The 17,711-nt window shown below is 65.8% G+C and carries 21 protein-coding genes and 1 tRNA gene; 14 read left to right on the top strand and 8 right to left on the bottom strand.

All coding sequences use genetic code 11. The features are described 5' to 3' along the window. Positions 1 to 132 precede the first annotated feature (132 nt). Complete coding sequence (locus PD284_RS03405) at positions 133 to 564, top strand: c-type cytochrome (protein WP_274626824.1); 432 nt, start codon at positions 133 to 135, stop codon at positions 562 to 564. Positions 565 to 670: 106 nt separating this feature from the next. On the opposite strand, the gene PD284_RS03400 is transcribed toward PD284_RS03405, so the two are convergent. The 3 genes from PD284_RS03400 to PD284_RS03390 form a co-directional block, all read right to left on the bottom strand. After that, entirely contained in the window at positions 671 to 1,141 is a 471-nt protein-coding gene (locus PD284_RS03400; RefSeq protein ID WP_274626823.1) for a hypothetical protein, read from the bottom strand. 20 nt (positions 1,142 to 1,161) lie between these two features. After that, positions 1,162 to 1,509 (bottom strand): hypothetical protein, encoded by a 348-nt coding sequence (locus PD284_RS03395; protein ID WP_274626822.1) that lies wholly within the window; start codon positions 1,507 to 1,509, stop codon positions 1,162 to 1,164. A gap of 153 nt (positions 1,510 to 1,662) precedes the next feature. Further along, complete coding sequence (locus PD284_RS03390) at positions 1,663 to 2,607, bottom strand: helix-turn-helix transcriptional regulator (protein WP_274626821.1); 945 nt, start codon at positions 2,605 to 2,607, stop codon at positions 1,663 to 1,665. Here PD284_RS03390 and PD284_RS03385 point away from each other — a divergent pair. After that, positions 2,591 to 2,848: a hypothetical protein gene (locus PD284_RS03385; RefSeq protein WP_274626820.1), complete on the top strand. Its 258-nt coding sequence runs from the start codon at positions 2,591 to 2,593 to the stop codon at positions 2,846 to 2,848. The two genes, PD284_RS03390 and PD284_RS03385, sit on opposite strands and share 17 nt — an antisense overlap. Before the next feature lie 166 nt (positions 2,849 to 3,014). On the opposite strand, the gene PD284_RS03380 is transcribed toward PD284_RS03385, so the two are convergent. Continuing rightward, a tRNA-Ser gene (locus PD284_RS03380) sits at positions 3,015 to 3,104 on the bottom strand. A 268-nt stretch (positions 3,105 to 3,372) separates the two neighbouring features. On the opposite strand from PD284_RS03380, the gene PD284_RS03375 reads away from it, so the two are divergent. The 6 genes from PD284_RS03375 (at position 3,373) to PD284_RS03350 (ending at position 7,780) form a co-directional block, all read left to right on the top strand. Further along, positions 3,373 to 3,699, top strand: coding sequence for a hypothetical protein (locus tag PD284_RS03375; RefSeq protein ID WP_274626819.1), 327 nt, complete (start codon positions 3,373 to 3,375; stop codon positions 3,697 to 3,699). A gap of 53 nt (positions 3,700 to 3,752) precedes the next feature. Further along, positions 3,753 to 4,418, top strand: a complete 666-nt coding sequence (msrA, locus tag PD284_RS03370; protein WP_274626818.1) for a peptide-methionine (S)-S-oxide reductase MsrA — start codon at positions 3,753 to 3,755, stop codon at positions 4,416 to 4,418. 180 nt (positions 4,419 to 4,598) lie between these two features. Continuing rightward, positions 4,599 to 5,588, top strand: coding sequence for a BMP family lipoprotein (locus PD284_RS03365; protein WP_274626817.1), 990 nt, complete (start codon positions 4,599 to 4,601; stop codon positions 5,586 to 5,588). Between the two features lie 176 nt (positions 5,589 to 5,764). After that, entirely contained in the window at positions 5,765 to 6,118 is a 354-nt protein-coding gene (locus PD284_RS03360) for a VOC family protein (RefSeq protein ID WP_274626816.1), read from the top strand. A gap of 1 nt (position 6,119) precedes the next feature. Beyond that, complete coding sequence (locus PD284_RS03355; protein WP_274626815.1) at positions 6,120 to 7,295, top strand: MFS transporter; 1,176 nt, start codon at positions 6,120 to 6,122, stop codon at positions 7,293 to 7,295. Continuing rightward, a complete protein-coding gene (locus tag PD284_RS03350; RefSeq protein ID WP_274626814.1) occupies positions 7,295 to 7,780 on the top strand; it encodes a GNAT family N-acetyltransferase in 486 nt (161 codons plus the stop codon). Before PD284_RS03355 ends, PD284_RS03350 begins: the two co-directional genes overlap by 1 nt. A gap of 89 nt (positions 7,781 to 7,869) precedes the next feature. On the opposite strand, the gene PD284_RS03345 is transcribed toward PD284_RS03350, so the two are convergent. The 3 genes from PD284_RS03345 to PD284_RS03335 form a co-directional block, all read right to left on the bottom strand. Next, positions 7,870 to 9,153, bottom strand: a complete 1,284-nt coding sequence (locus PD284_RS03345; RefSeq protein ID WP_274626813.1) for an aminotransferase class V-fold PLP-dependent enzyme — start codon at positions 9,151 to 9,153, stop codon at positions 7,870 to 7,872. A gap of 107 nt (positions 9,154 to 9,260) precedes the next feature. Continuing rightward, complete coding sequence (locus PD284_RS03340) at positions 9,261 to 9,470, bottom strand: SlyX family protein (protein WP_274626812.1); 210 nt, start codon at positions 9,468 to 9,470, stop codon at positions 9,261 to 9,263. A 12-nt stretch (positions 9,471 to 9,482) separates the two neighbouring features. Further along, positions 9,483 to 10,727 (bottom strand): hypothetical protein, encoded by a 1,245-nt coding sequence (locus PD284_RS03335; protein ID WP_274626811.1) that lies wholly within the window; start codon positions 10,725 to 10,727, stop codon positions 9,483 to 9,485. A gap of 155 nt (positions 10,728 to 10,882) precedes the next feature. Here PD284_RS03335 and PD284_RS03330 point away from each other — a divergent pair, with 155 nt between their 5' ends. The 6 genes from PD284_RS03330 to deoA are packed head-to-tail and all read left to right on the top strand — an operon-like array spanning position 10,883 to position 17,040. Next, a complete protein-coding gene (locus tag PD284_RS03330; protein ID WP_274626810.1) occupies positions 10,883 to 12,415 on the top strand; it encodes an ABC transporter ATP-binding protein in 1,533 nt (510 codons plus the stop codon). Next, entirely contained in the window at positions 12,412 to 13,545 is a 1,134-nt protein-coding gene (locus PD284_RS03325) for an ABC transporter permease (protein WP_274626809.1), read from the top strand. The genes PD284_RS03330 and PD284_RS03325 overlap by 4 nt, the downstream gene beginning before the upstream one ends. Before the next feature lies 1 nt (position 13,546). Continuing rightward, positions 13,547 to 14,518: an ABC transporter permease gene (locus PD284_RS03320; RefSeq protein WP_274626808.1), complete on the top strand. Its 972-nt coding sequence runs from the start codon at positions 13,547 to 13,549 to the stop codon at positions 14,516 to 14,518. A 3-nt stretch (positions 14,519 to 14,521) separates the two neighbouring features. Next, positions 14,522 to 14,914: a cytidine deaminase gene (locus tag PD284_RS03315; protein WP_274626807.1), complete on the top strand. Its 393-nt coding sequence runs from the start codon at positions 14,522 to 14,524 to the stop codon at positions 14,912 to 14,914. Next, on the top strand, positions 14,911 to 15,717 hold the full coding sequence (locus PD284_RS03310; RefSeq protein ID WP_274626806.1) for a purine-nucleoside phosphorylase: 807 nt from the start codon (positions 14,911 to 14,913) through the stop codon (positions 15,715 to 15,717). Before PD284_RS03315 ends, PD284_RS03310 begins: the two co-directional genes overlap by 4 nt. 3 nt (positions 15,718 to 15,720) lie before the next feature. Beyond that, positions 15,721 to 17,040, top strand: a complete 1,320-nt coding sequence (deoA, locus tag PD284_RS03305) for a thymidine phosphorylase (RefSeq protein ID WP_274626805.1) — start codon at positions 15,721 to 15,723, stop codon at positions 17,038 to 17,040. Between the two features lie 24 nt (positions 17,041 to 17,064). On the opposite strand, the gene PD284_RS03300 is transcribed toward deoA, so the two are convergent. Beyond that, positions 17,065 to 17,634 (bottom strand): retropepsin-like aspartic protease family protein, encoded by a 570-nt coding sequence (locus PD284_RS03300; protein WP_274626804.1) that lies wholly within the window; start codon positions 17,632 to 17,634, stop codon positions 17,065 to 17,067. Positions 17,635 to 17,711 lie beyond the last annotated feature (77 nt).

Below are 17,711 nucleotides of genomic sequence, written 5' to 3'. Positions count from 1 at the left end.
GGGCTTTTCCGTGGCCCCCGACACTGCAACTGATCCCGGCCCAAGCCCTGCATCCCGACGCCCTTGCAGTTTCGACTGAAGGGGCGAGGACTGCGGCGGCAGGCATCGTTTCCCGAGACGCAGGACTCTCAAATGAACAAAGGAATGATCATCGCCGCAGTTGCGGTCGCAGGCATCGCGACGGCCGCTCTCTGGATCTTCGCCGGACCGGATGCGCCCCAGCCCCAGCCTGCGGCGTCCGGAAAGAATGCGCCGCCGCAGGTCGCCATCCCCTCGGTATTCTCCGACACGGCAAAGATGGGAGAGAAGGCTTTTGACGCGGTGTGTGCGGCCTGCCACGGCGAAAATGCGGCCGGAACCGAGGTCGGTCCGCCGCTCGTCCACCGGATCTACGAACCGTCCCACCACGGAGACCAGGCGTTCGAACTCGCCGTCGCCAATGGCGTGCGCGCGCATCACTGGAAGTTCGGCAACATGCCGCCGCAGCCGGGGCTGACAAAGGCCGACGTGGCGACCATCGTCGCCTATGTGCGCGAGCTTCAGCGGGCGAACGGCATCGACTAGGCTAGGGCCCGGGCGGAAGACGTGGCTTGCGTGGGCCGCGGCGACACCATCTGGTGGGACGCGACCGACCCGACCCCGAACAGGCGATGCGAGGGCGGGACCATCCCTACTCCATGTCGAGTGCTGCCCGAACACGTTTGCTGAAGGGTTGGACCAGCGCCGCATTCGCGGCGCCCTCGGCGCGCCAGGCCTCGATGGTTGCCCGTTGCTCCGCGACCGATTCCGCAAGCGCCTGCTTCTGACTGTCGGTCAAGTCCTGGCGATCCTCGAAATCGGGTATCGCCGCAAATGCCTCCTCAATCTCCGTTTCGCTCAAGGTGGCATAGAATGCCCTCATGGTTGAATCGGCCGCTTCCCTCCAACCTGCCAGGTCAAAGCCTGCGGCTTCGATGCGTCTTTCTCCCAGCGCGTCGTTCTCGAACCAATCGGCTGTTGCCTCGCCGTCATAGCTCAGCCCGCCGAGATCCTCCGCCAGCTGTTCCAGGACCCCGACCACCCGCTCCACCTCGTGGACTTCAAGCGAATGCGCGGAACTGCCGAATATGAGAAAGGCGACCACGGTCGCAATGGTCTTCACGACCTTCCCTGCGAAATGCATCAGCCGCACTCTTCCATCATGGCATTCTGGGCATTGTTCTGCGCCTGCTGCTGCATCATGGAGCCGCCTACGGACGCAGCGTGACCGGCTATTGCGCCGCCACGTCCCGCCAGTCCGCCGAAGCTCCCCACGGCGGAGAGAAGCGTACCGGCCATTGCCGCATTCTGCCCAGCCTGCGCGGCCTTGCGCGCGGCCTCCTCGCAGCGCTGGGCCTGCGTCCCTGCACGCGGCTGTGCTTTTGCCGGCGGCGCCATGGCGGCCTGCGTCTGTGCTGTCTGTGATGTCGATTGGCTGCACCCCGCGGCGAGAGCGCCGAGGAGCACCACGATTGCTGCTGTCTCTTTCATGCTGCCTTCCTTTCGCCGCGGACCGTCCGCAGGAGCGACAGCCCGTATTGCAACGAAAGGCGCCAGTCTCGGCGCGGCGCGTACATCCTGTGCGTGGAACGAACGGACATCGGCGGAACGCGGCCCGGCGAAAGCCAAGCGAAACCCGGAGGTCTACCGACCGATGGCAAGAACCTCCGCCCGGACATCCCGGGGGGTGCGCCCGAACCGCTTCCGGAAGGCGCGGTTGAAGGTCGACAGGTCGCCGAAGCCGGCCTCGAAGGCGATATGCGAGATCGGCTGCCCGACCTGGCGCGGATCGGCGAGCCGTTTCAGGGCCGCATCCAGTCGCGCCCCGCGCACGTGGTCGGAGAATGTCGTGCCTTCCCGGGCAAAAAGCTGCTGGATGTAACGGGGCGAGACCTGCTGGCGCCGCGCCACGTCGCCGATATCCAGGCCGGGGTCGAAAAGGTGCCGCGCGATGTCCGCCTTCACCAGCCGCAGCCGTGCTGCGCCGATTGCGGCCCGGCCCGTAGGCTCCCGCATTTGCCCGATCGTGAGAAGCCGCGCGACGAGGTGGTGGACGTGATCGGCGATAGGATCGACGTTGGTCGTGGGCGGATGGCGGTTGAGCAGCGCCAGGTAGCCCGCCAGCAGCGCCGCGTCGGAGGAGGCTGCGGGGATGATGTGCAGCGACCGCCCCGCTATGGTCGGCGCCAGCCTCTCCATCTGGCGACGCTCCAGCGAGAGCACCGTTCCCCATGTGCCGGGAAGCCGGAAGGCAAAGGGATTGCTTTCGTCCAGGATCACGATTTGACCTGACGGGATCGTATGCGTTTTCCCGTCCATCTCGACCTCGTAGTCAGCGTCGTGGATGGAGAGAATGTAATTGCAGCGACCATCCATGAGCGCACGGCGGTCGCGGGTCACGGCAGCAGGGCTATAGTAGGTTTGGCCCAGGATCATTCCGTTCCCAAGCGATTGAGACCGGACATGGAAATCGAAGTCCACCTTGTCGTGGGGTAAGAATCGAAGGGCGCCGATCTGCGAGTCGACAAACTCGTGAAGAAAAGCGAGCCGCCGGTGGGGCGGAATGTCCTGAGTGGAAAGAGAATACACGGCCGGACTGCAAGCCCATCAAGAAGGCGGCGCTGTTAACCTGAGCATTGCATACTGTCAAGCTGACGCCATCTTCGATCATTCTGGCTCTGACCGGGTTCTTCTCGAAGCCCAAGACCTCAATGTGAAGCTGAAACCGAAGGTCTTTTCACATCTTAGCGACGCCGCGGGCAATCGAAGCACCTGCGATTTCAGCGCCATTCGGCATCTGCTGCAAGCAAGCCTTACCGACGCGGATTGAAGGGCTCTCGATCAGGAACATTAGAGACCGACTGATGTCGTCGGTGGCCAAGGGTTCCCGATCCGGACGCGGGACGCGAAGCCTGATTAGGGGCCGCGGCGGGCCGCCTTCAGGGGCGTGATGGGTAAGCGATGGATGTCGTTGTATTTTCGAGGCGATCAAGCGCTGGCGGAGAGAAAGGGATTCGAACCCTTGATACGGTTTCCCGTATACACGCGTTCCAGGCGTGCGCCTTCAACCACTCGGCCACCTCTCCGCATGCGTCAGCTTTGCTGACAAAGCGACGCGGGGCTCATCTAGTCCATCCGGAGGCCGCTGCCAAGCCGTTCGGCGAATGTTTCATGAGAACTGGTGTCGCAACCCGGCGAAGCGTGCGCCGGACCGCCGCCGCGGGCGATGCGTCGCCCGGCGCGGCGACGCGGAGGCTTCCCCGGCGACGTTCGTGTGTCCGGCGCACCGCTTCCATTGCGCGGCTTCGCCGCCCGTCCTATCTCTTGGTCATCAACCGGAAAGCAAGCCGACGGATGATCCGATTCCTTTTCCGCTTCCTGGCCGCCATCGCGCTGGCGATCGCGGTCATCATGGCCGTGCTGGACGCAACCCGCACAGTTGCGGCGTCGGAGCTGGTCATGACGCCGCTCGTCGACAGCTGGACTGCGATGTCGCCGGACTCGCTGGAGGCCGCGCAGGCCTTCGTCAGCAGCAGGCTGCATCCGCTGGTCTGGGATCCGGTCGCGACGTCGCTGCTTGCCCTGCCCGGATTCGCGGTGTTCGCACTGCTGTCGCTCGGCCTCTTCGCGATCGGCCACAGGCCGGTGCGGCGGTCGGGCGATTTCGCGCTGGAAGGGTGAGCGGCCGGATAGCCGGCCTGAGCGCACAATGAGCGCACAAGGAGACGTGGAAAATGTTCTTCCTCAGTGACATGCTGAACAAGAAGTACAACATGCCGAAGCCGGAAGAGGCGCTGCCCGGGCGCGACCGGCCGATGCCGACCGCTTCGAAGCACTACGTCTCGAAGCGCCCCCTGAAAGGCCCCTATCCCGAGGGACTGGAGACCGCGATGTTCGGGCTCGGTTGCTTCTGGGGCGCCGAGCGCCTGTTCTGGGAGACCGAAGGGGTGTGGGTCACGGCGGTCGGCTATGCCGGGGGCTACACGCCCAATCCGACCTATCAGGAGACCTGCACCGGTCTGACCGGCCACGCCGAGGTCGTCCTTGTCGTGTTCCACCCCAAGGTCGTGTCCTACGCCGACCTGCTCAAGATCTTCTGGGAGGCGCACGACCCGACCCAGGGCATGCGACAGGGCAACGACGTCGGGACCACGTACCGCTCCGCGATCTACACCTTCGGCGACGCCCAGCAGGAGGCCGCCCTTGCCTCGCGCGACGCCTATGAGGCGGCACTGAAGGAGGCCGGCCGCGGCAAGATCACAACCGAGATCGCGCCTGCGCCCGAATTCTACTTCGCCGAGGAGGATCACCAGCAGTATCTGGCGAAGAATCCCTTTGGATACTGCGGATTGAAGGGCACCGGCGTCGCCTGTGCGGTGCCTGCCCCGGCCGTCGTCTGACGTCCGTCGACCGGCCCTGTCGGTTTTCCAAAAGGTCAAAATTCCGCGTGGAATTTTCCCCTTGGGCGTGCAAGATTGCCGCCAAGCGGGACAGGAACTCCTGCGATAGGCCGCCACATCGCGGGCTTCCGGGGTGGTCGGCCAAAAGGGAAATATAACAACCGACAGGGTGTGGATCACATGAAGCGTATTCTCCTCGGCCTGCTGGCCGCAACTGCGATGTCCGCCTCGGCGTTCGCCGCGGACATCAAGCCGGGCCTCCTCTTCGATCTCGGCGGCAAGTTCGACAAGTCCTTCAACGAAGCGTCCTTCAACGGCGCCGAGAAGTTCAAGACCGAGACCGGCATCGAGTATGTCGAGTTCGAGATCTCCAACGACGCCCAGCGCGAGCAGGCGCTTCGCCGCTTCGCCGAGGACGGCCGCAACCCGATCGTCATGGCCGGCTTCTCCTGGGCGGCTGCGCTCGAAAAGGTGGCCGCCGAGTTCCCGGACACCAAGTTCGCCATCATCGACATGGTCGTCGAGAAGCCCAACGTCCGCTCGGTGGTCTACAAGGAGCATGAGGGCTCCTACGTCGTCGGCGTGCTCGCAGCACTCGCCTCCGCGAACAAGAAGGTCGGCTTCATCGGTGGCATGGACATCCCGCTGATCCGCAAGTTCGGCTGCGGCTATGTCGGCGGCGCCAAGGCGGCCGGCGCGACCGACGTCATCTACAACATGACGGGCGACACCCCGGCGGCTTGGAACGATCCGACCAAGGGCGGCGAGATCGCCAAGTCGCAGATGGACCAGGGCGCGGACGTCATCTACGCGGCGGCTGGCGGCACCGGCGTCGGTGTGCTGCAGGCGGCGGCGGATGCCGGCAAGCTCGGCATCGGCGTCGATTCCAACCAGAACGGGCTGCAGCCCGGCAAGGTGCTGACCTCCATGGTCAAGCGCGTGGACGTCGCCGTCTACAACGCCTTCATGGACGCCAAGGACGACAAGTTCACCGCCGGCATCAACAATCTCGGCCTCAAGGAAGGCGGCGTCGACTACGCCATGGACGACAACAACAAGGACCTCGTCACGGCCGACATGAAGGCGGCGGCCGAGAAGGCCAAGGCCGACATCATCGCCGGCTCCATCCAGGTGCACGACTACATGTCGGACAACGCCTGCCCGTACTGATTGGCGTGTCCGACGCGTTGAACCGTCGCTCGCACGGGGCCGCAGCCAATACTGCGGCTCCACGCGGGCATGAGACGTCGGGCCTTGTCGGGCCCGCCGTCTTTCAGGCAGATCTCGGAAGCTTCCTGAGCGCCGGCTGGCGCGCCTTGCGTTGATTGGGAGGAGTTCGGACGGCCATGGCCAGGGTCACCGGAATCGGCGGCTTCTTTTTCCGCGCGCGTGATCCGCAGGGTCTGGCCGCCTGGTATGAAACCCATCTGGGCATCGACGACATCGCCAAGACGGTCTGGTCCCAGGAGGCCGGCCCCACCGTGTTCTCGGCGTTCGCAGAGGACACGACCTATTTCGGACGGCCCGAGCAGCCCTTCCTGGTGAACTTCCGAGTCGACGACCTCGACGGCATGATGGAGAAGCTCAAGGCGGCCGGCATCGCGGTCGAAACCCGGGCCGAATGGGATTCCGAGGTCGGGCGTTTCTGCCGGATCCACGATCCCGAGGGCAATCCCCTCGAACTCTGGCAGCCGGCCTGACATGCGCCTTACATCCATCGCCGTCCTGCTGATCGCCGGCATTTTCGCGGGAGCGCAGCTCGGCAAGATCGCGCCGCTGGTCGGGTGGTACCAGACCGAGGTCGGCTTTTCGCTCGTCCTCATCGGCTGGCTCACCTCGATGATCGGCGTCTTCGTCGCCTTGGTGGCGCTGCCGGCCGGCTGGGGCATCGAGCTGTTCGGCGCGCGGCGCAGCGCGCTCGTCGGATCGCTTTTCCTCGCCGCAGGAGCGCTGGCGCTGCCTCTGCTGCAATCGCCCGAGGCGATCCTCGCCGCGCGGCTGGTCGAGGGTGTGGGCTACGTCATCCTGGTGATCGCGCTGCCGGCGGTCCTCACCTCGATTTCGCTGCCGGAGTGGCGCGGGCCGGTGCTGGCGATCTGGAGCTGCTTCGTGCCGGTGGGCTTCGCGATCTCCGACCTGACCGCGCAGGCGATGCTTCCCGGTTCCTCGCCCGAAGCCTACCTGTTCGTCATGGCGGCGGGCTATGCCGTTTCCGCCACGCTGGGGCTCCTCCTGCTGAGCGGCGTCAAGGATGCGACGACGCAGGACGGTCCGCGGGCGGCGCCTGGCGGCATGCTCAAGTCGTCGCTCGGGCGGCCGGTGGTGCTGGTTGCGGTGAGTTTCGGCCTTTTCGTCGTCCAGACGCTGGCCTTCTTCGCCTTCATGCCTGCCTTTATCGAGGACGGTGGGGACATGCTGCTCTCCGCCGGCGTGATCGCCCTCCTCGTGCCGATCGGGAATGTGCTGGCCACCATACTCGTGCGCGGCGCCAGCCCCCGAAAGACGGCGCTGCTTTCGGCTGCCTGCTTCGCTATTGCGGTGTTGACGGGCTATCCGGCTTTCTCGGGCGCAAGCCCGGCGCTTGCAACCGCCTCGGCGGTGGCGTTCGTGATCTCCAGCGGCGTGGTCGGCTCGGCGCTCTACGCCGCGATCCCGGCACTGGTGCCCAAGGGGGGCTCTGTGTCGGTGGCGATCGGCCTCGTCGCGCAGGCGGGCGGGCTGGGGACGCTGTTCGGTCCGCCGCTGGCCGGCTGGGTCATCGAAAACTGGAGCTGGGCCGGGCTAGGCATCCTCCTCTCTGCCGCGGGCGTGGTGGCGATCCTGGTGATCCTGCCCAACGCGCGGACTCAGCAACTGCAGGAAAGCCGCGCAGCCTGATGTTCGAAGCCGGTCGCAAGGGCACGAGGATCGTGCCGATGGAGCTTGCGCACGTGGCGGCGGTCGCTCGACTGCGCCACGCCGCGTTCTTCGCCGGAACCGCGAGGACGGTAGATGAGGATGCGGACGACCTCAGGAAACTCATTACGGGGGATGGTTTCGAAGCGGCGTTCGTGGCCGAAGTCGACGGTTCGGTGGCGGGCTCATGCCTGTTCATCCGGCATGAGCTGGAGCCGGCCCACGATCTCACGCCGTGGTTGGCGGGGCTGGTTGTGGCCCCGGCAATCCGCCGGCGGGGCATCGGCGCAGAATTGGTACGGGCGGTCGAGGCGCATGCGGTGACGCGGGGATGCGACGAGCTCCACCTCTACACGGACGAGGCCGAGCCGTTCTATGCCCGGCTCGGCTGGAGCGTCCGCGAACGATTCCAGGTGGACGGCATATCGTCCGTGCTGATGTCGCGGCGGCTGGGAGACCGCCCGTAGCGATCCAGACTTGCGTCATTCCTCTCTCGTCAGGCAGCGGACATCGCCTAGGCCGGGTAGGCCGGCGACGCCGATGCCCGCGAGGCCGGTCAGCTGCTGACTGCTGTCAGCGCTGCGACCAACCGGTCGAGTTCCGCTTCGGTGGTGTAGAGCGCCGGCGAGACGCGGATGCAATTGCCGGCCGCGACGCCGCCGCGGCGCACCGTCAGCACCTTGAACTCGTCGCGCAGCCTGTTCACGATCGCGGTGTTGTCGTCCTTGCTCGGCTTGCCCTTGATGCGGAACGAGGTGATGCCGGCATGCATGCCGCTCTCGTCCGGGGTCAGCACTTCGAGCGTCTCGATAGACCGCACCTTGGCAACCCAATAGTTGCGCAGATGCGTAAGCCTCGCATGCTTCGCCGGGGCGCCGATCTGCTCGTGAAGGTCTATTGCGGCCGGTACGGAGAGTGCTGCGGCGAAGTTCAGCGTGCCGGTGTGGATGCGCGAGCGGATGTCGTCGGCCGGCCAGTCCTCATCGCCGAAATGAACGTCGATGTCGGCAAGGCGCTGCTTCCTGATGTAGAGGAAACCCATGCCGACCGGCGCGCCGATCCACTTGTGGAGGTTGAGGCCGACGAAATCGGCGCCGAGATCGGCGATGTCGAACGGGATCTGGCCCCATGAATGGGCTGCGTCGACGATGACGTCGACACCTCTGGCGCGCGCCATCTCGGCGATCTCGCGAACCGGCATGACCAGTCCGGTGCGGTGCGAGAGGTGGGTGAGGAGGAGGAGCTTTGCCTTAGGCGTCTGCTCGAGCGTGAGGCGGTACGTCTCGAGCACAGCCTCCCGCGTGGCCGGCTCGGGGATGTCGAAGGTCTTCACCTCGACGCCGCGCCGATCCTTCAGCGCGTTCATCGCATACTGCATGGAATCGTAGTCGAGATCCGCAAACAGCACGGTGTCGCCGGGTTGCAGCTTGTTGTAGCCGGCGATCAGCACCTGCAGCGCCTCGGTGGCGCCGCGCGTGATCGCCACTTCCTCCGGCTGAACGCCGGCGGCGGCCGCGATCCTGTTGCGGGTGTTCTCAAGATCGGCCCCGAACGTGCCGCGCGCATAGACCGTGTTCTGGCGGTTCACACGCTGCGTGTTCTCGATGTAGTTCTCGAGAACCGGACGCGCCATGATGCCCCAATAGCCGTTCTCGAGATTGGCGACGGCGCGATCGACCTCATAGAGGTCGGCGATCGACGCCCAATAGCTCGCATCGGTCGCGGCGGCGGCTGCGTCGAGCGTGGGCAGCGGGGCGGTTTCCGCCGTGGCCTTTGCAATCGAGCCTCCTGCCGCGGCTGCTATCATGCTGCCAATGAGAAACCTGCGCCGCGCGATCATGTCCGTCTCCTGTGCTCACGGATGCCATGGCCCGGCGGTGTATTGGGGCTGTGTGACACCTCGCCGACAGGAGCTTGAACGGCATGTGACAGTTTCGGGAACCGTCCTCACCAATGGGGCGGTCTGGTGACCGGGATGTCCGGCGCCGCCTGATCCTCGAGTTCGAGGAAGCGTTCGGCAAGCGCGTCGACCTTCTTCTGGAGGCGCTCGATCACCTTCCACTGTTCGGCGACCTGGCCTGACAGCTCCTCGATGGTGTGCTCCTGCTCCGCGTTGCGGATCTCCAGGTCGGTCAGTCGGTCGGACGGCGTGGTCATGCCGCGCTCCTATCAGTTGACCGCAAGGTCTACCAGCGTTTCGGCAGGGATCTTCTCCACGCGCGAAAACACTTTTTGCCCGTCTCGCATCAGGTAGTCGAGATCGGCGCCGGTCAGGATATGGCTCAGTCCGATCGCGTGGCCGAGCTCATGGGCCGGCGTGATGAAGGGGTTCACTTGGATGCCGCCGCCAAGCCTGATCCAGCATTTGTTGCTCGGCGCACTTTCAGCGGCTCCGCCCACGGTCGGGAGCAGGTTTCGTAGGTGAGGGCTGATGAACATGGTGACCGCATTGTTGTCCCGCACCAGGAACTGTAGGTCGCTGAACCGCGATGCCTGTGCGCCGGGCGGGGCCGTTTCCCTGTCGTCGAGTATGAAATACTCGACCGGCTGGATCGCGAACGGCGTTCCATTGAAGGTCGCGGCCGTCACCGAACGCGTATCGCCGGGAAGGAAGGTGACGTTGGCCTGCGGCTCGAAGATACTGTTGATCTCGGGCAGCATCGTCGTCAGGAACGTCCGAGGCTCGTTCGCGTTCTGCGGCGCGCCGAGGTGAACGACGTCGATGAACTTGAAGGCCGGGTTGCGGACGATGAGCCTCACCGTCGCGGCAAGGAAGGCGCCGATGTAGCAGTTGAGCAGCGTCTCGCCCTGCATCCTGCCCTCGATCGTGACCATGTTGAAGACCGTGCTCTTGACGATCGCGAAGCGCTCGTCCTCGATCCGGAACGTCGGCATCCGCGTGGTCGCCAGCAGCAGCACGAGCGTTCGCGCGCCGAACACCGGCACCATCTGCGCGACCGGCAAAGTGGGGTCCCGCGCCAGCCAGTCGGCTCTCGGCTTCGAGCGCGTCAGGCGCGCGGCGCTGAAACCCAGCGTGTCGGTGTCGCCGGTCGGCGCAATGAGCGGCGTTATGCCGATTACCTGCGGCAGCGGTACCCGCTGCTGGGCAAAGAGCACCCTCAGCCTCCGGATCGTCTTGCGCCCCGGCTCGATGCGCCCGTCCGGCGCGAACTCGCCATGGAAGTGGATGTTCTGGAAGCGGACGATGGCGAACTCCAGCCGCTCGAACTCGGGGCCGCTCGTCGCCGTGTCGTTTTCGTCAAGCGCGCCCTCGGTCCCGCCGTCGGTGAGCAGGACGCCGTTGAGCATGATCTTGACGGCGCGCATGTCCTCGGGCTGGTTCACCGCATCCGCACCCACCGACTTCTCGATATCGAGGGCATTGATCATGCTGGGAACGAACGGTGCTGCCATAGACACCTCCGCAAGCCTGCCCATGTGGAGGCTAGCATCGCGCCATGCCACCGACAATGCGGCCAAAACCCGGCATGCGCCTCCCGATTGGCAGTCGTTTGAGGCCATGCTAGGTCTGTCCCAACCATAAAAAAACAAGGGGAGCAGGCTCGCAAATGGCGGACGCTGCGATTGAGCTGATCGGTATCAGCAAGAGTTTCGGTCCGGTCAGGGCGAACCGTGACATCCATCTGGAAGTGCGGCGCGGCACGATCCACGGAATCATCGGCGAGAACGGCGCCGGCAAGTCGACGCTGATGTCGATCCTGTACGGCTTCTACCAAGCCGACGAAGGCGAGATCCGCGTCGCCGGCAAACCCGTTTCCATCAAGACGCCCAACGACGCCATCGCGCAAGGCATCGGCATGGTCCACCAGCACTTCATGCTGGTCGAGAATTTTACCGTACTGGAGAACATCATCCTTGGGGCGGAAGGCGAGGCGCTGCTGGGGAATTCGATCGCGAAGGCGCGGTCCGAGCTGGTGCGGCTCGAAAGGGAATATGGCCTCGAGGTCGACCCGGACGCGCTGATCGAGGAACTGCCGGTCGGCATCCAGCAGCGCGTGGAAATTCTCAAGGCGCTCTACCGCGGGGCCGAGATCCTGATTCTCGACGAGCCCACAGGCGTGCTTACCCCGGCCGAGGCGGACCATCTCTTCCGCATCCTCAAGCAACTGAAGGAGCAGGGAAAGACGGTCGTCCTCATCACGCACAAGCTGCGTGAGATCATGGCGATCACCGACACCGTCTCCGTCATGCGTCAGGGCACGATGGTGGCGACGCGGGAGACCAGGCAGACGACGGTGGAGGAACTGGCCGAGCTGATGGTCGGCCGGCGGGTGCTGCTGCGTGTCGACAAGGGCGAATCGCATGCGGGCACCATCAAGCTCGAGGTGCACAACCTGACCGTTGAGGACAGCCGTGGCGTCACCATGGTCAAGGACGTGTCTTTCGCGGTGCAGGCGGGAGAGATCGTCGGCATCGCCGGCGTCGCCGGCAACGGCCAGTCTGAGCTGATCGAGGCGATCGCCGGCATACGCAAGGCGGTGTCGGGCACGGTGCTCCTCGACGGCGAACCGATCGACGTGACCGGCCACGCCGATCCTGCAGAACTGCGCAGCCGCGGGCTGGCGCATGTGCCGGAGGATCGGCACCATGTCGGCCTGGTCCTGCAGTTCGAGGAGAACGAGAACTCGATCCTCGGCTACCACACCGACCAGCGCTACCTGAAGGGGCCGTTCCTCGACATGGCGGCGATCCAGGCGGACGCCGAGGAGAAGATCGAGAAATACGACATTCGCCCGGCAAACGCCCGGCTGAAGACAGCGAACTTCTCCGGCGGAAACCAGCAGAAGATCGTGCTTGCACGCGAGATGGAGCGTGACCCCGGCGTGCTGATCGTCGGCCAGCCGACGCGCGGCGTTGACGTCGGCGCCATCGAGTTCATCCACAAGCGCCTCATCGCGATGCGCGATGCCGGCAAGGCGGTTCTGCTGGTCTCGGTCGAGCTCGACGAGATCCGCTCGCTGTCCGACCGCATCCTGGTCATGTTCGACGGGCGCGTCGTGGGCGAGCGCGGCCCAGAAGCGACGGAAGGCGAACTCGGATTGCTGATGGCCGGCGTCGAGCGCATGGAGGCCGCGGAATGAGCGTTCCCTACGCGAAACTCCCGCGCTGGGCCGATTACGGTTTGATCCCGCTGATCAACCTGCTCGTCGCCTTCATCGTGGCCGGGCTGGTGGTTCTGCTGGTCGGCGAAAACCCCTTCCGGGCTGCTGTGATCCTGATCGACGGCGCCTTTGGCGGCGGCCAGAACATCGCATACACGCTCTATTACGCCACCAATTTCATCTTCACCGGACTGGCTGTTGCAGTCGCCTTTCATTGCGGACTGTTCAACATCGGCGGCGAGGGGCAGGCCTACATCGCCGGGCTCGGCGTCGCGATGGTGGCGCTCACCTTCGACAGCATCCTGCCGTGGTGGCTGAATTTTCCGCTGGCGATCCTGGGCTCCGCACTCGTCGGCGCGCTGTGGGCACTGATCCCGGCCTACCTGCAGGCCAGGCGCGGCTCGCACATCGTCATCACGACGATCATGTTCAACTTCATCGCCGCCTCCATCATGGTCTACATGCTGGTCGACGTGCTGAAGCCCCCCGGATCGATGGCGCCGCAGACCCGCACCTTCGAGCCGGGCGCGCAGCTGCCGAAGCTCAACTGGCTGCTCGAAGCCTTCGGCCTGTCGGTGCGTTCGGCGCCCCTCAACGTCACCTTCCTGTTGGCGCTGGTCATGGCCTTCCTCGTCTGGGTGCTGATCTGGCGCACCAGGCTCGGCTACGAGATCCGCACCATGGGGTTCAGCCAGAAGGCGGCGCGCTATGCCGGCATCAAGGAGGCAAGGATCATCATCATCACCATGATGATCTCCGGCGCCCTTGCGGGGATGATGGCGCTCAACCCGATCATGGGCGACCAGCACCGCGTGCAGCTCGATTTCGTCACCGGCGCAGGCTTCGTCGGCATCGCCGTCGCCCTGATGGGGCGCTCGCATCCGGCCGGCATCGTGCCTGCGGCGATCCTGTTCGGCATGCTCTACCAGGGCGGCGCAGAACTCGCCTTCGAGATGCCGAACATCAGCAGAGACATGATCGTCATCATCCAGGGCCTGGTGATCCTCTTCGCAGGCGCGCTGGAGCACATGTTCCGGCCGTGGATCCAGACGCTGTTCGCGTCGCTGAGTCCACGCTCGGTGGGCCTCGTCAAGCAGGCGGGGGCGTGACATGGACTTTGTGAACGTCCTCGTTCAGTTGCTGGACGCGACCATCCGCGTCTCGGTGCCGCTTCTGCTTGCCTGTCTTGCGGGCCTCTACTCGGAACGGTCCGGCGTGTTCGACATCGGCCTGGAAGGCAAGATGCTCGGCGGCGCGTTCGCCGGCGCTGCGGTGGCCGCCGTCACCGGTTCGGCCTGGCTCGGCCTTGCGGGCGCCATCACCGTCGCCGTCGGCCTGGCGCTGGTGCACGGCTTCGCCTCGATCACGCATCGCGGCAACCAGATCGTGTCGGGCGTCGCCATCAACTTCATCGCGGCGGGCTCGACCATCATCCTCGGCCAGGCCTGGTTCCAGCAGGGCGGACGCACGCCCTCGCTGTCGGGCGCGGCGCGCTTCGAGGCCATCACGCTGCCGGGCGCGGAAGCCCTGCGCAGCGTGCCGGTGATCGGCGTCCTGTACTCGGAACTGCTGTCCGGCCATTCCATCCTGGTCTACGTCGCCTTCCTCATGGTGCCGTTCACCTGGTGGGTACTGTTCAGGACGCGGTTCGGCCTGCGCCTGCGCGCCGTCGGCGAGAACCCGGCGGCGGTGGATACGGCCGGCATTTCCGTGACCTGGCTGCGCTACCGCGCCGTCATCTGCACCGGCGTGCTTACCGGCATCGCAGGCGCCTACCTGTCGGTGGCGCAGAATGCGGGCTTCGTGAAGGACATGACCGCCGGCAAGGGTTTCATTGCCCTTGCGGCGCTCATCTTCGCCAAGTGGAGGCCGGTGCCGGCGATGTTCGCCTGCCTGCTGTTCGGCTTCCTGGAGGCGGCTTCGATCCGCTTCCAGGGCATGCCGTGGCCGGGCATCGGGCGCGTCCCGGTTCAGTTCATGCAGGCGCTGCCCTATGTGCTGACCGTCATCCTGCTCGCCGGCTTCATCGGCAAGGCGATCCCGCCGCGCGCCGGCGGCGTGCCCTATGTAAAGGAGCGCTAGAACTTGTCACATGATCTGTACCTGGCGGCGAAGGCCGCCATGAAGAGCGCCCATGCGCCCTACTCAAAATTCCCCGTCGGCGCGGCGATCCGCACAGAAGACGGCAAGGTTTATGCAGGGGCGAACATCGAGGTCGCGTCCTATCCCGAGGGTTGGTGCGCCGAGACCACCGCGCTCGGCCACTACGTCATGGGCGGCGGCGGCAGGATCGTCGAGATCGCGGTGGTGGCCGAACGAATGGCGAAGATCAGCCCCTGCGGCGGCTGCCGCCAGCGCCTCGCCGAATTCGCGGGGCCGTCGGCGAAGCTGTACCTGTGTGACGACACGGGCATTGCCGAAACGGTCACGATGGGCGACATGCTTCCCTACGGCTTCCGCGGAGACATCCTGAAATGACAGCTGCAAGCGAGGTTCTTTCGAGCCGCCTGGGCGGCCTGTCGCCGACGGTGGCGCTGGTCCTGGGTTCCGGGTTGGGCGGGCTGGTCGACGAGGTCGAAGACGCCGTCCGCATTCCCTATGGCGAGCTTCCGGGTTTTCCGCACAGCGGCGTCAGCGGCCATGCGGGCCAGCTCGTCGCCGGGCGGCTCGCGGGTAAGCCGGTGATCGTGCTGGCCGGACGCGCGCACTATTACGAACACGGCGACGCCGCGGCCATGCGTCCGGCACTCGAGGCGCTGGCCGGCGTCGGCGTCGGCAAGCTGATCCTGACGAATGCAGCCGGCTCGGTCGACGCGCAGATGCCGCCCGGATCGGTCATGCTGCTCACCGACCACATCAATTTCGCGGGGGCAAATCCGCTGATCGGCGAGCAGACCGATCGCCGCTTCGTCGGTTTGAGCGAAGCCTACGATGCGGACATGCGCGCGGCTTTCGAACGTGCGGCGCAGGACACCGGTACGCCCCTCCATCAGGGCGTCTACATGTGGTTCTCCGGCCCCTCCTTCGAGACGCCGGCCGAGATCCGTATGGCGCGTGTCATGGGCGCCAACGCGGTCGGCATGTCGACCGTGCCGGAAGTGATCCTGGCGCGCTTCCTCGGCATGAGGGTCGCCGCCTGCTCGGTGATCACCAACCTCGCCGCGGGCATGAGCGCCGGCGAGCTGTCGCATCAGGAAACCAAGGACATGGCTCCGATCGGCGGCGCCCGTCTGGCGACGGTGCTCAAGAGGGTGTTGTCGGCCGGAATGCTGGAAGACTAGCCGATGCTCCCACAGGAAATCATCCGCAAGAAGCGCGACCGCCGGCCGCTGGACGCCGGCGAGATTGCGGAGTTCGTCAAGGGCGTGGTCAGCGGGGCGGTGTCGGAAGGGCAGGTGGCCGCGATGGCCATGGCCGTGCTGCTCAACGGCATGAGCCGCGACGAGGCGGTGGCGCTGACGCTTGCGATGCGCGATTCCGGCGACGTGCTCGACTGGTCGGACCTGCCCGGTCCGGTCACCGACAAGCACTCGACCGGCGGCGTCGGCGACAACGTCTCGCTGATGCTGGCGCCGATCGTCGCCGCCTGCGGCGCCTACGTGCCGATGATCTCCGGTCGCGGCCTCGGCCACACGGGCGGCACGCTGGACAAGATGGATTCCATCCCGGGCTATGTCAGCCAGCCGGACAACGCGCTGTTCCGCAAGGCTGTGCTGGAAACCGGCTGCGCCATCATAGGCCAGACCGCCAACCTCGCCCCGGCCGACAAGCGAATCTACTCGATCCGCGACGTCACCGGGACCGTGGAATCGGTGCCGCTGATCACGGCGTCGATCCTGTCGAAGAAGCTCGCCGCCGGCCTGCAGTCGCTGGTCCTCGACGTCAAGGTCGGCAACGGCGCCTTCATGGCGAAGTCCCGCGACGCCACCGAGCTGGCGACCAGCCTGGTGGAGGTCGCCAACGGCGCCGGCCTGAAGACGTCGGCGCTGATCACCGGCATGAACGAGCCGCTCGCATCGGCCGCGGGCAATGCCGTGGAGGTCGCGAATGCCGTCGATTTCCTAACCGGGCGCTGGCGCGATCCGCGCCTGCTCGAGGTCACGCTGTCGCTCGCCGCCGAGATGCTGCATGCCGCCGGCATCGCCGCCTCCAACCAGCAGGGGCTGCAACGCGCAAACGAGGCGCTGGACAGCGGCAAGGCCGCCGAGGTCTTCGGGCGCATGGTCGCCGCCCTTGGCGGACCGCGCGATTTCGTGGAGAAGGCCGACGCCTATCTTCCGCGCGCGGCGGTGGAGCTTCCGGTGCCTTCTCCGACCGACGGCTTCGTCACGGCGATCGAGACGCGCGACGTGGGCGTCGCGGTGGTGGCTCTGGGAGGCGGCCGCACGCGGCCCCAGGATTCGGTCGACCATGCCGTGGGCATCACCCGGCTGCTGCCGGTGGGGCACGAGGTGAAGCGCGGCGAGCCGCTGGCGCTGATCTACGCCCGTGGCGAGGTGGACGCCCAGGCTGCTGCTGCGAAGGTTCTGGCCGCCTATCAGGTCGGCGGAAGGCGTCCGTCCAGGCAGAAGGCCATCATTCGGCGGATATCGCCTCACGGCTGAGGCTGCGACGGCGGCGAGAGACCGCTACTGCTGCATCGTAAGAATGCCGCCCTGCACCTGGAACCTCGACAGCTGGTTGAGGAAGCTCATGCCGACGAGCACGCCGTCCAGAGCCCTGTCGTCGAGCACCAGGGCGTCGATGCGCTCCAGCGTGATGCGGCCGACCTGGACGCGATCGATGGTGGCGGCGGCGCCTTTCACGATACCGTTCGCGGTGCGCACCTCGTATTTGAAGTCGGCCGGCGAAAGGGAGATGCCGATACGTCGTGCGAGCGAGCGGTTCAGCGCGACCGTCGTCGCGCCGGTATCGATCATTGCGTCGATCCTGCGTCCGTTCAGCCTGAATTCGGCGACGAAATGGCCGCCCTCATTGGCGCGCACCTGCACCTTTCGCCCGACCAGCGGCTGCGCTTTCGGAGAAGGCTCGGGCGTCGCCGCCGCGATGCGGGTCGCCGGTTCGACTGCCGTCGCGCGGTCGGCCGGCTCCTGCGCATCGATCCAGCTCTCGATGGCCCCGGGGTTCATTTCGTAGACGAGCGGGAATGCCAGGCTGATGGCCGCGAACATCCCCAGCAATGCGAGCTGTCGAAACATCGGACTGTCCCAATTGCGGGACAGTCTACGAAAGCAACGTGATTGTGGGCTTAACGAAACGCGCGCAATTTGCGCGG

Origin of the sequence: Mesorhizobium shangrilense, from assembly GCF_028826155.1 — a bacterium.
Taxonomy (GTDB): domain Bacteria; phylum Pseudomonadota; class Alphaproteobacteria; order Rhizobiales; family Rhizobiaceae; genus Arvimicrobium; species Arvimicrobium flavum.
The sequence above is the reverse complement of the archived record's forward strand: the minus strand, read 5'-3'. Positions and strand labels throughout refer to the sequence as shown.